We start from the raw sequence: 12,541 nt of genomic DNA, 5'->3' as shown, positions 1-12,541 counted from the left end.
TCGGTTTAACGGAAAGAATACAATGGTCGGACGACGACTCCCCGACGACCGATGGACGACCAGCGCTTTCTGGAGTCAGGGTGGGACTACTGTCTGGTGCTGGACGCGTGCCGGTACGACGTGTTCAGGGACGTCTACGACGACTACCTCGACGGAGACGTAGAGAAGCGACGCAGCGTCGGCTCCTCGACCCCCGAGTGGGCCTCCCGGACGTTCACCGGCGACCACGACATCGCCTACTTCTCGGGCAACCCCTTCATCAACGACCTGGGGATCCCTCTCAGCGAGCTCAAGTGGGGGGCGAGCTGTGAGTACGAGTGGACCGCGAGCGATCATATCCGGGAGGTGATCGACGTCTGGAAGAGCGGCTGGGACGACGAGTTGGGGACCGTCCCGCCCGGCGCGCTCGCGGAGGCCCTGGAGAACCACCAGGAGGAAGTCGAGGACGCCGACCGGACGGTGCTCCACTACATGCAGCCCCACGCCCCCTACCTCTCGCGGGGGAAAGGCCGGAAACTCAAGCAGATCCAGAAGGGGATCAAGCGCCAGGAGGCCGAGAGCGAGCCCGCCACCGACGGCGGCACCGGCGCCCTCTCCTTGCTGGGTAACGCGATCCGCCCGAAAGTCGAGGAGCGCCTCGAGGACAGCGGGTTCGCCCAGAAGGTCGGCCTCTGGCTCGAGCTCGACCCCGCCGACCTCCTCACGGACGGGACCCGGACGGCCGCGATGGCCCTCTACGAGGAGAACCTCCGGATCGCCCTGGAGGCCGTCGCCGACCTGGTCACCGAACTCGACGGCCGGGTCGTCGTGACCGCCGACCACGGCGAGGCGTTCGGCGAGCAGGGGGTCTGGGAACACCACGTCGAGACCCACATCCCGCCGCTCGTGGAGGTCCCCTGGCTCGAGGTCCGGTGATCGCGCCGTGGGAGCGTTCCGGTCGCCGACCGTGACCCGCCGGCCGCGCGTCCGCCGGTCTCGCCCGCACCGGTCGCCGGCCGGCAGCCGGCGGACCGCGCGGGCCGACGGCCGCCTGACGAGGAGGGGCCGAGGGTGAGAGTCAGCCACTACTTCGAGTGGGAGTCACAGATCACCGGCGGCCACGCCGAGTCGGTGCGAAACCAGCGCCGAATCCTGGAGGATCAGGGAATCGAGTACACGACCGAACCCTCGCTGTCGGTCGATCTGCTCCACCTCAACAACATGGGCCCCAGATCGCTCTACTACGCCGAACGAGCCCGCCGGAGGGGGGTCCCCGTCGTCGCACACGCCCACCAGACCGCCGAGGACTTCCGGGAGAGCTTCGTCCTCTCGAACGCCCTCGCCGTCCCCCTCCGGCCCTACCTCGAATACGCCTACGGCCGGGTCGACCACCTCGTCTGTCCCTCCGAGCACAACCGCGATGTGGTCGAAACGTACACCGACACGCCGACGACGGTGATCTCGAACGGCTTCGACCCGGATCGCCTCCGGGGCTTTTCGAACCTCCGCGAGGAGTATCTGGAGCGCTACGACCTCGAGCCCCCCGTCGTCTTCATGTTCGGTCACGTCATCAAGCGCAAGGGTGTCGAGACGTTCGTCGAGACCGCCCGCCGGATGCCCCACCTGGATTTCGTCTGGTTCGGCTACCTCAATCCAACGGGGGGCACGCTCGACAAATACCTCCAGCCCCGTTCGACCCGCGAACTCGTCGCGAACTCACCCGAGAACTGCCGATTTACGGGCTACATCGAGGACCCGCGGGGCGCGTTCGCCGCCGGCGACGTCTTCTACTTCCCGACCAAGAACGAAAACGAGGGGATGGCCCTCCTGGAGGCGATGGCCTGCAAAAAGCCGCCGCTGGTCCGGGAGATCCCGACCTACGAGTGGCTCGTCGACGGCGAGGACTGCCTGAAGGCGGAATCGCTCGAGGGGTTCGTGGCGGCTATCGAGCGCCTCGAGGAGCCGGCGCTGCGCGAGCGGATCGGGGCGAACGCGGCCGACCGCAGCGAGGCGTTCTCCCTCGAGGCGATCGCGGACCGGTATCTCGCGCTGTACGAGGGGCTGGTCTGAGCAGACTGGCCGCCACCGCCGATCCGCGAGGATCGACCGACTTTTAGGGCGATGGGACCGATCGGATTACCGATGGTCGCGCCCCGGACGCTGTGGCTCGCGCTTCCTCGAGGGCTCCGGGAGCTACCGGCCGACCTCGCCGCGGCGGTCGCGCTGGTCGTCGCGACCAACGTCGCGGTGCTCGCGCCCGTGATCCGCGAGACGCCGCTCCGGGTGCCGATCGGGCTCGCGTTCGTGCTCTTCGTCCCCGGCTACGCGTTCGTCGCGGCGCTGTTCCCCGAGGAGGGGGAGTCGCCGGTCGCCGACGGTGCCGGGATCGAGGAGGAGGGAGACGGCGGGGACGCCAGCGCGACCTGGAGCCGCTCTGCCCGCTCGGGGATCGACGGGGACGCCAGCGCGACCTGGAGCCGCTCTGCCCGCTCGGGGATCGACGGGATCGAGCGAGTCGCGCTCTCCTTCGGGCTCTCGATCGCCGTCGTCCCCCTCATCGGGCTCGTGCTCAACTTCACGCCGTGGGGGATCCGGCTGGTGCCGATCATGGTCGCCGTCAGCGCCTTCACGCTGATCGCCGTCGCCGTCGGGGCCCACCGTCGGCGGGAACTCCCCGCCGACGAGCGGTTTGCGGTGCCCTACCGGGCGTGGATCGCCGCCGGTCGCGACGAGATCGCCCGGCCCGACTCGCGGGCCGACGCGGCGCTGAACATCCTGCTGGCGGCCTCGATCCTGCTGGCGGTCGCGAGCGTCGGCTACGCGGTGATGGTCCCCCAGACCGGCGAACAGTTCTCGGCGGTCTACCTCCTCACCGAGACCGACGAGGGCGAGCTCGTCGCCGACGGCTACCCCGAGGAGTTCCAGCGCGGCGAGAGCAGCGAGGTGATCGTCGGCGTCGACAACCACGAACACCGGACGACCAACTACACGGTGGTTCTCGTCGAGCAGGAGGTCGAGGTGGTCGAGAACGACACGGTCGGGAACGAGACGGCCGGAAACGGAACCGCCGCGAACGCGACCGTCAACGAGACGGTCGTTCGCGACCAGAACGAACTCGACCGGTTCGAGACCCGTCTCGCCCACAACGAGAGCTGGCACCACCCCCACGAGGTCGAGCCGACGATGACCGGCGAGGACGTCCGGCTGGTCTGGCTGTTGTACCCCGACGAGGTGCCCGCGGAGCTCTCGACGGAGACCACCGACTACTACGTCCACCTCTGGGTCGACGTCGAGCCCGGGAGCATCGAGCCGGGGGGCGGGGACGACGGCTGACCGAGCCCGTCGCCACGTCTGGACACGAACGGCCGGTTCCGTGCGCTCGCCGACTGATTCCGACAGGGAAGTTGAACTGTCCGGCCACCGAGGGACGGCCATGGTCGCCTACCGGTCGTCGATGGTCGAGCGGACGGAGCTGCCCTCCCGCGGGCGCCGGGAGCGGGCGATAGAGGACGCGGGCTACAACGTCTTCAACCTCGCGAGCAGGGACGTCTACGTCGACCTGCTGACCGACAGCGGGACGGGAACGATGAGCACCGACCAGTGGGCTGCCCTGCTGGGCGGCGACGAGTCCTACGCCGGCTCCGAGAGCTTCGAGCAGTTGGAGGAAAGCGTCCGGGACGTGATGGGCTTTCCCCGGATCGTCCCCGCTCACCAGGGACGGGGCGCCGAAAACGTCCTCTACGGCAGCCTCGTCTCCGAGGGTGACGTCGTCCTCAACAACACCCACTTCGACACGACCCGGGCCCACGTCGCGAACCAGGGAGCCGAGCCGGTCGACTGCCCCGCGCCGGGCGCGTTCGACCCCGACGGCGAGGGCGACTTTCGAGGAAACTTCTCGGTCGACCGGGGCTACGAGGTCGTCGATCGGGTCGGCGCCGACCGCGTCCCCGTCGTGATCCTCACGATCACGAACAACTCGGCGGCCGGCCAGCCCGTCAGCGTCGAGAACACCCGCCGGGTCCGCGAGTTCGCTGACAGGATCGGTGCCACCTTCGTCATCGACGCCTGCCGGTTCGCCGAGAACGCCGGCTTCGTCCGCGCACGCGAGGGCGAGTTCGAGGGCGATCCGATCGCCGATATCGCCCGCGAACAGCTCTCCTACGCCGACGCCCTCGTGATGAGCGGCAAGAAGGACGGGCTCTCGAACGCGGGCGGGTTCGTCGCGCTCCGCGAGGAGGACCTCCACGAGCAGTGTCGTCAACGCGGGATCCTCTACGAGGGGTTTCCCACCTACGGCGGGATGGCCGGCCGGGACATGGCCGCCCTCGCCGTCGGCCTCCGAGAAGCCGTCGAGGAAGGGTACGTCGAGGGACGGCTCGAGCGCGTCCGGACGCTCGGCAACCTCCTCGCGGAGCGGGGAGTCCCGATCTACACGCCGACCGGGGGCCACGCGGTGTACGTCGATGCGGGCGAGGTCTTTCCCGATATCCCGCCGGAGGCATTCCCCGGCCAGACGTTCGTCTGCGAACTGTATCGAGAGGGCGGCGTCCGCGGCGTCGAACTCGGGAGCTTCGCCTTCCCGGGGGCCGACCGGCCGGATCTCGTGCGGCTGGCGGTGCCCCGCCGGAGCTACCACCGAGAACACTTCGAGCACGTCGCCGACGCCGCGGCGGCGGTCACGAACCGGGAGAACGTTCGGGGTCTCGAGATCGTAAGCGAACCCTCGACCCCCGAACTGCGCCACTTCACCGCGGAGCTACGGCCCCGTTAACGGCGGTCGGAGACGGCCTGGCGGGCGCGCTCGCGGTAGGTCGGCTCGGGTTCGGGCTCGTCGCCGAACCGGGCTTTCGCGCGGGCACGGAGGCCGGGGCCGGAGCGCTCCGATCCGTCGGATCCCCCTCGCTTGGCGAGCCATCCGGGCACCTGTGACTCAAGTTCCTGGCGTTTCTGCTCCTTCAGTTGTCCGTACCGCCGGAGGACGAGCCCGACGCCGAGAAAGAGCGCGGCGTCGGTCAGCTCGCGGCGGAACCGTTCGCGGTCGTTGTAGAGGGCGACGGCCTTGACGAGCGAGAGTCCCCCGATGACAATGTACAGCAACGAACTTCGGGATGGATCCCCGCTCAGCATCCGTTTGAGTGACATGCGAAGCCGGATACGGCCTCCCCCCAGTTAGCTGTTGGGCCGGTCCGTGCGTGCAGGGCGGGCCCGGAATCGAAAGAGACCGGCCGAGGGCCGTCGAACCCCGTCTCCGTCTACTTCCCGCGGGCGAGCCGCGTCCCGAGCCGTTCGGGCAGCCCCTCCTCCCGGATCTTCCGCTGGACGGCCTCGACGTCGTAGGCGACCCGGTGGAGGTCCACGTCCATCGCGTCGAGATCGAGGACGGCGTAGGCCGCCTTCGGGTCGCCGTCGCGGGGCTGGCCGACGCTTCCCGGGTTGACGACGATCCCCTCGCCGTAGCTCTCGGCGTGCTGGACGTGGGTATGGCCGAGGACGAGGACGTCCTCCTCGTCGAGCAGTCGGGGCGAGAAGTCCGCGGGATAGGTGTAGCGGTCGGGATCGTCGGGATGGCCGTGGACGAGTTTGACCCGGTCGTCACAGGTCAGGCGCGTCTCGGGGAGGGACTCGAGCCATCCCAACTGCTCGTCGTCGAGCTCCCGGCGGGCGTACTCGACGCCCGCTTTCGCCATCTCGTTGAACCGGAAGGCGGTTCCCGAGACGACGGCGGCGTCGTGATTGCCGACGACCGTCGGCACCCCCCGCTCGCGCATGGCGTCGACGCAGTCGGCGGGCCAGGGATTGTAGCCGACGACGTCGCCCGCACAGACCAGTCGGTCTACGTCCGGCATATTCGCCAGGACGGCCTCTAAGGCGACCCGGTTGCCGTGGATATCGGAGATGAGCCCGACGCGCATACCCGAGGCGAGCGCGTCCAGTGGTATGTATCCTCGGCCTCGTGCTGTCTCCCGTCCCAGGCAAGACCTATGTGTCAGCTTCGTTGATCGAAGGGCATGGGAGAGAGGGCACGGACGACGGCCGACCGGATCGATTCGTTTCTCGGCGACTGGCGCGAGGACGAGGACGTTCCCGGCGTCAGCGCCGTCGTCTTCGACGAGCAGGGAGTCCGCGTCGCAACGGGCCTCGGCGAGCGGGAAGTCGAGTCTGGGGCACCGGCGACCCCCGACACGCTGTACTCGGTCGCGTCGCTCTCGAAACCCGTCGTCGCCCTCGCGGTGCTTCGGCTGATCGATCGGGGAGAGATCGATCTCGACGGCGATATCGGGGCGTACGTGCCGATCCTCGACGACGTCCCCGGCGATCCGATCACCGTCGAAGAGCTGCTTTCGCACTCGTCGGGGATCCCGCGGGACTTCTCGGCGCTCCACGGCACCATAGACGACGGGCAGGATCTCGGGCTGCTCGAGCACGTGAGGGGCGCAGCGGATCAGCGCCTCCTCGACCGGGATCGATATATGTACTCCAACGGGGGCTACTTCGTCCTCGGGGAGCTGATCGAGGCCGTGGACGGCCGTCCCTACGACCGGTACGTCGGCGAGGAGGTCCTCGATCCGCTCGGGATGGAACGGTCCACCTTCGACCCGGACGCGCTCCGGACCGACGACGACGCGATGACGGGCTACGCCGAGCGCGACGGGGAACTGGTGGTGAAGACCTACGACGGTGGTGCAGGATCGGCCGGCGGGTTGATCAGCTCCCCGCGGGAACTCACCAGACTGGGGCGGTGTGTGCTCGACGGCGGCGAGGTAGAGGGGAGCCGGATACTCGACTCCGATCTCCTCGCGAAGGCGACAAACCTCCAGTCGCCGCCGCTCCCGACCAGCGACGACAGCCGGCGAGGGTACGGCTACGGCTGGGAGATCGGCGAGTTCGCCGAGCAACTCCTTGCCAGCCACCTGGGTGGGATCGACGGCGCAAGCGCCTACATCGGCGTCCTCCCGAAGGACGGTCTCGGCGTCGCGCTGGCGCTCAACCGTCACGGGCCGCCGGCCGCCACGCTCGGACAGGCGCTCCTCGCGATCGCCTGCGGCGAGGAGCCCGCCGACCGCGTCCGGGCGATAAAGCTCTCCGAGGTGGTCGAGACCGTTTCCGGGACCTATGGAGCGTACCGGAACGCCGAGACAGTGGTCGTCGAGCCCGTTCGGATGGGACTAATCGAGCTGACGGTGGAGGGCTTTGCCCTCTCCGTCACCGCCTCGCCGGAGGAGATCGGTGACGACCGGTACGTCTTCTCGGTCCGCCCGGGAGACGGGGCGCTGTGGCTCGCGGAGTTCCGGGAGACGGAGACGGGACTCGAGTTGGTGCTCTCGATGGGAAAGTGGACCACGGTGCTCACCGAGCAGTAAATCAGTCCGTTCCGCAACGCTACTCGAACCGTTCGCCCGCGGGGATCGCGACCTCGAGCCAGTTCTCCTCGGGCGGAAGCGGACACGCGAAGGTCTCGCTGTAGGCACAGAAAGGAGTGTAGGCGAGGTTGAAATCGACGACGATCGAGTCGCCCTCAGCGAGGTCGTCCTCGGCCTCCAGTTCCATGTAGCGCCCGCCCCCGTAGGTCATCTGCCCGGTCGTCTTGTCCCGGAAGGGGACGAACAGCGCGCCATCGGTTCCCTCCTGTTCGTAGCCCGCGAGTTCGAGTTCCGCGTCGGCGAGGTTGGGCTCTTCGCGCTCGAGGCCCATCGTCAGCACCACGGTTCGGAGATAGCGGACCTCTCCACCCGCCGTCGTCTCCATGTAGACCGGGTCGGACGCGGGGTCGTCGGGGATCGAAACCGTCGCCTCGAGTCGGTACTGGGGATCGGGCTCGAAGTAGTCCAGCCCGTCGAAGGCCTCGCGGTCCTCGGGCGGGATCGGCGACTGGGGATGGGTTGAAAAGAACTCGTCTTTCTCCGTGCGCTTCTCCTCGAGTTCCGTTCGCCAGCCCTCGACGTCGAACTCCGGATCGTCGGCCATACGTCGGGTAGCGGCCGGGAACGGGAAGGGGTTGTGTTCGATCGGTGTGAGTCCTGGCGTCGGTAGGACTATATGATGGTGTGACGATACGACGACCATGCACGGGAGAACGACACTCGTGGTCTCCGGAGTTCTTCTCGCCGTGATGGTCGCCGCGGCGCCGGAGAGGATCGAACCCGGAGTGGTTCCCGGTTCGGCCGGGCTCCTCGTGGGGGTTGGTGGGCTCTATTTGGAGTCTCTCGAGGCGGAATCCTGGAGAACGAGATCTCTCGAGGCCGGCGTGGTCGTGACGCTGTTCGGCTCGTTACACTACCTATTGTCCGGTCCGGATCTGTTCTTCTGTCTCGTGACGCTCGCCGCCCTCTTCGTGGCACAGAGTGCGGTTATCGTGTGGAGTGGCCCAGAAGGTGACGACAAGCGGAGCCGGACGAACCACTCGTTCGGCTGAGATCCGGCGAGAACCCGCTTCGGCCCCATCGACTCCATCCGATCCGCGGGTTTATGACCGATGGCGCGCCCAGTCGGCTCCGACATCCCTATGGACGAGCGACGACGAGTTCCGGAGAGATGAGCGAGGGCTCCTGGCGCGAGGTGTTCGGCCACGCCGAACCCTACGCGGACCAGGTAGACGGGATCGAGACCGCACTCGAGACCGCCCGCGAGGGCGGGTTTACGGTCGTCGAGGGAGCCTGCGGTACGGGAAAGACGATGCTCGCGCTTTCGGCGGGGATCGACCTCGTCCGGGACCCCGACAGCGACTACGAGCGCGTGGTCGTCCTCACGAGCGTCAAACAACAGCTCCGGCAGTTCGAGGAGGACTTGGAGACGATCAACGCGAACCTTCCAGGGGAGTGGGATCCCGTTTCGGGGTTGACCCTCGTCGGGAAGGCCGACGTTTGCCCGTACAACCGTGAGGGGGTCGCAGAGTTCGACGACGGCGTGGTGTACGACCGGTGTGAGAACCTCCGCGAGCGGACCCGCGACCTGACGGGCGAGGGCGGGGCGACCACCGCGGGCTCTCTCGCGGCAGATGCCAGAAGCCAGCAGACCGGGCTCGCCGACAGCGGTCGCAGCGACGGGGGCATCCGACTGCTCGAGAGCGCGGGCGAGACCGCCTCCTACCCTCCCGAGATCCCCACGTACGACGACGGCGGCCCGGCCGGCGGCGTCGAGTACTGTCCGTTCTACGCCCAGTACCTGGAGGACCTCCCCGACGAGGGCGACGAGGGCGGCTCGCGGGCCGAAGCGGTCCCGTTCGACCTTACCGATGTCGGCCTCGTCACCCCCGAGGAACTCGTCTCGCTGGGAATGCGCCATGGCTCGTGTCCCCACTCGATCATGGGCGCGGCCCTCCCCGAGGTCGAGGTCGTCATCGGCAACTACTACCACGCCTTCGACCCGACGACGACCGGCGCGTTCACGGGCGAGTTGTTGAACGAAGAGACGTTCGTCGTCTGTGACGAGGCCCACATGCTCGAACCCCGCGTCCGGGACCTCGTGAGCGAGGGGATCGCGGACACCTCGCTCAGGGACGCCGTCACCGAGTGTTCGCGGGTCCTCCAGCCCCTCGAGTTCGACCGCGAGGGGCGAAGTACAGAGAGTGGGTCGAAGACCGCCGACGCCGACCTCGTGCGTGCGGAACTGAACGATTCGGACGTCTCGGCCGACGAGATCGAAGCAGTTCGCGATTTTTTGGAAGCACTGCGCGAGGAACTCGACCGGCGCGTGCGGGCGCATCTCGACGGCGAGCACCGGGGCTGGAAGTCCGACCTGATGGAGTTGGAGGACGCGGAGATCCCGCTTCGCGATCCCCAGGTGCCCGCCGAGGACGAGATCTCAGCGTGGGCCCGCGAGGCGGGCTACGGCGAGAAGCTGTGGGTCCGCACGGAGTCGGTCGGCGCGGTCGTCGCCCGGATCATCAACGAGGCCGAGGGCGAGGAAAAGTCGCGAGCGGCGCCCGCGGTCGGTCGCGTCGTCGGCGAGTGGTACCGCCGGGATCACACCGAGTACTTCCGGGAGGTAGAACTCGAGCGGACCTGGAACGAGGAGGAACCCGCCGATAGCTGGCGCCGGGCCTACAACGGCCGGCTCGCCTTGCACAACTGCGTGCCCAGCGACGCGATCGGCTCTCGGCTCGCCTCCTTCGGCGGCGGGATCCTGATGAGCGCGACCCTTGAGCCGATGGACGTCTTCACCGAGGTCACCGGGCTCGATTATCTGGAGGGCGAGGACCGGCCCGTCGCAACTCGGCGCTACGGGCTGCATTTCCCCGAGGAAAACCGCGAGAGCTTCGCGGTCGCGGCGCCGAAGTTCACCTACGAGAATCGTGGGGCGCCGGGCGAGGAGACCCCCACTCGCCGGCAGTACGCCGACGCGATCGGACAGGTCGCGTCGGTCCCCGGCAACGTCCTCGTCGGGATGCCGAGCTATGCGGAGGCCGAGTGGGCTGCGGGTGTACTCGAGGCGCGCGTCGAGAAACCGGTCTTGCTCGACGCCGCGAGCGGGGACGACGCGACCGAGACCCTGAAGGACGAGTTCTTCGCGGGCGAGGGGAAAGTGTTGGTCACGAGCCTCCGGGGGACGCTCACCGAGGGCGTCGATTACGGCGGCGACCGGCTGGCCGCCGCCGCCGTCTGTGGCGTCCCGATCGTCAACACCTCGAGCCCGCGGACGAAGGCGGTCCGGCGGGCCTACGACGATGCCTTCGGGGACGGCTTCACCTACGCGCTGACGGTCCCCGCCGTTCGGAAGGCCCGCCAGGCGATCGGGCGGGTGATCAGAGGTCCCGAGGAGGTCGGGATCCGGGTGCTCGTGGACGAGCGCTACGCCCGCGAGGAGTGGGACTCGGTCCGGAAGTTCCTCCCCGAGGACGAACGCGAGGAGTTTCAACCTGTGAGTCCCGATATGCTGGGGCTCGGGTTGGATCGGTTTCGGGATCGGCTGTAAACTACCCCGCCCTACTCGCACCCTCCCGCCTTGCGGCGGTCGGTCACTCCTTGAGGGCGGGGCTTTACCGCAACGACATTGTACCCCGCAACCCCATGCAAGGGCGCGGCCCGGCTTCCTCTTACCGTCCACGGGCGGACGGCGGGTCGGAGTTGTTGCTGCGACCCGCCTACCGGATCCGTTCCGTGGATTGTCCCGCCGATTTAATTCCCGGTGTTCTCTCACTCTACCCCAACACTGGGGACGGGGATCGAACCCGTTCGCGGTCGTCGTTCCCGAGTATAGGGTGCGACGGCCACGCCGTCGCACCACGGGAGCCAGTTTACTCGTGGCTCCTACCGACCCCGGCTTGTGCGAGGACGGCAGTATCTCACATAACGGGCGGAGACGGCCTAAGCCTTGCGGTTTCGTCCAGCTTCGCAACGCGATTCCTCTCCACCCTACTCGCTCCCGTCGGTCGCTCGTTGAGGAAGGAGGCTCCTCGCTACCGTTTGCTGAGAGCAGTCCTTCGTGTTCGTCTCGTCGGCGAGAGCGATCGACGACGGCTCGAGAGTGCGAAAAGAGAACGAGAGGAGTCAAGACCCGTCGGCCGACCAGTGGCCTTCGATTCGCGGCTCGACTGCGGCGAGCACCGTTGCCGTGACGTCGAGCGGGTGAACCGCCGCCATCTCGAGGGCCTCGACCTCGTCGCCGGTCGGCGGTCGGTGAAAGTGGAGCCGCCCGTCGTGCGGGTTGGGGTGGCGATCCCATCGACACTCCCAGCGGTCGCCGTCGGCGAGAGTCTCGACATAGTGCATCGAGAAGTCGCCGCTCGCGAACCAGCGGACGTCGAGCCGGGCGGCCTCGACGGTGTCCGGATATCGGTCCGTCTCGAACGAGGCACGGAGCAGGGTCGGTTCGGAGCCGTTCGGTTCGAACTCGGTCGTGGCGACCGTCGGGTCCTCGGCGAGGACGCCTTCGAGCAGCCGGAGGGTTTGGCGATCGGGCGGCCCCGTCGATCCCCCTTCCCCATTTCCTGGCGGGTTCATCTACGCCGGGAGGAGGTGCCCGTCGTTCTGGATCAGCCGCCGTGCGAGTTCGTACAGCCGAACGTCCCGGTCGATCGACTGCCACTCGCCGACCGCCTCCATCCGCTCGTGGATCGCGTCGTGATCGTCCAGATCGAAGACCGACACCGCCGTCGGATCCGTCGCTCCGAAGCGGTCCTCGAACTCGCCCCGGCGCTCCTCGAGTCGTTCGACGCGATCGACGATCTCCTCCACGGTCAGTTCCTCGGCGAGCCGGCTCGCCTCCTGCCACTCGAGGTAGCCGTCGTTGCGTTCGTACCGGACGGGACGACCGGAGCGGTCGGCGCGCGCGATGCCCATCTCCGCGAGGCGCTCGACGTGCTTTTTCGCCGCGTTCGGCGAGCAGTCCGCGATCTCCGCGATCTCGGCGTGGCTCGTCGGCTCCGTGATCCCGAGGACGACGTCGTAGACCCGATCGAACGTGTCGGCGTCGTCGTGCCAGCGCGTCCGGACCTCCTCGACGTCCTCCGGCGGCGGAGTCGGATCGATATCGGTCATGGCTCTCCCTACGCCCCGAAACGCAATATATCCTCAGATCTCACAAATATTTGATTCGCCGCCCCTTTCGGCGGACTCTCGAGGCC

At 68.0% G+C, this 12,541-nt stretch carries 11 protein-coding genes and 1 pseudogene; 7 read left to right on the top strand and 5 right to left on the bottom strand.

Annotated features, from left to right (window positions below; translation table 11 throughout):
* Positions 1–51: 51 nt before the first annotated feature.
* From LCF40_RS06405 to LCF40_RS06390, 4 genes and pseudogenes are all read left to right on the top strand, one after another.
* Positions 52–915, top strand: a complete 864-nt coding sequence (locus LCF40_RS06405) for a hypothetical protein (protein WP_224827807.1) — start codon at positions 52–54, stop codon at positions 913–915.
* Between the two features lie 99 nt (positions 916–1,014).
* A pseudogene (locus tag LCF40_RS06400) lies at positions 1,015–2,049 on the top strand (glycosyltransferase family 4 protein); the annotation flags it as partial.
* 72 nt (positions 2,050–2,121) lie between these two features.
* A complete protein-coding gene (locus LCF40_RS06395; RefSeq protein ID WP_224827805.1) occupies positions 2,122–3,312 on the top strand; it encodes a DUF1616 domain-containing protein in 1,191 nt (396 codons plus the stop codon).
* Positions 3,313–3,412: 100 nt separating this feature from the next.
* Positions 3,413–4,750 (top strand): tryptophanase, encoded by a 1,338-nt coding sequence (locus tag LCF40_RS06390; RefSeq protein ID WP_224827804.1) that lies wholly within the window; start codon positions 3,413–3,415, stop codon positions 4,748–4,750.
* Here LCF40_RS06390 and LCF40_RS06385 read toward each other — a convergent pair.
* Together LCF40_RS06385 and LCF40_RS06380 are read right to left on the bottom strand one after the other, a co-directional pair.
* Positions 4,747–5,121 carry a hypothetical protein gene (locus LCF40_RS06385; RefSeq protein WP_114576841.1) on the bottom strand — a complete coding sequence of 125 codons (375 nt, stop codon included), beginning with the start codon at positions 5,119–5,121 and terminating at the stop codon, positions 4,747–4,749. The genes LCF40_RS06390 and LCF40_RS06385 overlap by 4 nt on opposite strands.
* A gap of 110 nt (positions 5,122–5,231) precedes the next feature.
* Positions 5,232–5,891, bottom strand: coding sequence for a metallophosphoesterase family protein (locus LCF40_RS06380; RefSeq protein WP_224827803.1), 660 nt, complete (start codon positions 5,889–5,891; stop codon positions 5,232–5,234).
* A 96-nt stretch (positions 5,892–5,987) separates the two neighbouring features.
* Between LCF40_RS06380 and LCF40_RS06375 the strand changes: the two genes are divergently transcribed.
* Entirely contained in the window at positions 5,988–7,340 is a 1,353-nt protein-coding gene (locus LCF40_RS06375) for a serine hydrolase domain-containing protein (RefSeq protein WP_224827802.1), read from the top strand.
* Between the two features lie 19 nt (positions 7,341–7,359).
* On the opposite strand, the gene LCF40_RS06370 is transcribed toward LCF40_RS06375, so the two are convergent.
* Positions 7,360–7,944 carry a DUF1684 domain-containing protein gene (locus tag LCF40_RS06370; RefSeq protein WP_224827801.1) on the bottom strand — a complete coding sequence of 195 codons (585 nt, stop codon included), beginning with the start codon at positions 7,942–7,944 and terminating at the stop codon, positions 7,360–7,362.
* A gap of 145 nt (positions 7,945–8,089) precedes the next feature.
* Between LCF40_RS06370 and LCF40_RS06365 the strand changes: the two genes are divergently transcribed.
* Both LCF40_RS06365 and LCF40_RS06360 read left to right on the top strand, forming a co-directional pair.
* Positions 8,090–8,392, top strand: a complete 303-nt coding sequence (locus LCF40_RS06365) for a hypothetical protein (RefSeq protein ID WP_224827800.1) — start codon at positions 8,090–8,092, stop codon at positions 8,390–8,392.
* Between the two features lie 119 nt (positions 8,393–8,511).
* Positions 8,512–10,890 (top strand): ATP-dependent DNA helicase, encoded by a 2,379-nt coding sequence (locus tag LCF40_RS06360; RefSeq protein WP_114576836.1) that lies wholly within the window; start codon positions 8,512–8,514, stop codon positions 10,888–10,890.
* A gap of 575 nt (positions 10,891–11,465) precedes the next feature.
* Here the strand turns inward: LCF40_RS06360 and LCF40_RS06355 are convergent.
* Positions 11,466–11,918: a toxin-antitoxin system TumE family protein gene (locus tag LCF40_RS06355; RefSeq protein ID WP_224827799.1), complete on the bottom strand. Its 453-nt coding sequence runs from the start codon at positions 11,916–11,918 to the stop codon at positions 11,466–11,468.
* Positions 11,919–12,455 carry a DUF7342 family protein gene (locus LCF40_RS06350; protein WP_224827798.1) on the bottom strand — a complete coding sequence of 179 codons (537 nt, stop codon included), beginning with the start codon at positions 12,453–12,455 and terminating at the stop codon, positions 11,919–11,921.
* Positions 12,456–12,541 lie beyond the last annotated feature (86 nt).

The sequence above is a fragment of the Saliphagus infecundisoli genome, assembly GCF_020177375.1.
Classification (GTDB): domain Archaea; phylum Halobacteriota; class Halobacteria; order Halobacteriales; family Natrialbaceae; genus Saliphagus; species Saliphagus infecundisoli.
The sequence above is the reverse complement of the archived record's forward strand: the minus strand, read 5'-3'. Positions and strand labels throughout refer to the sequence as shown.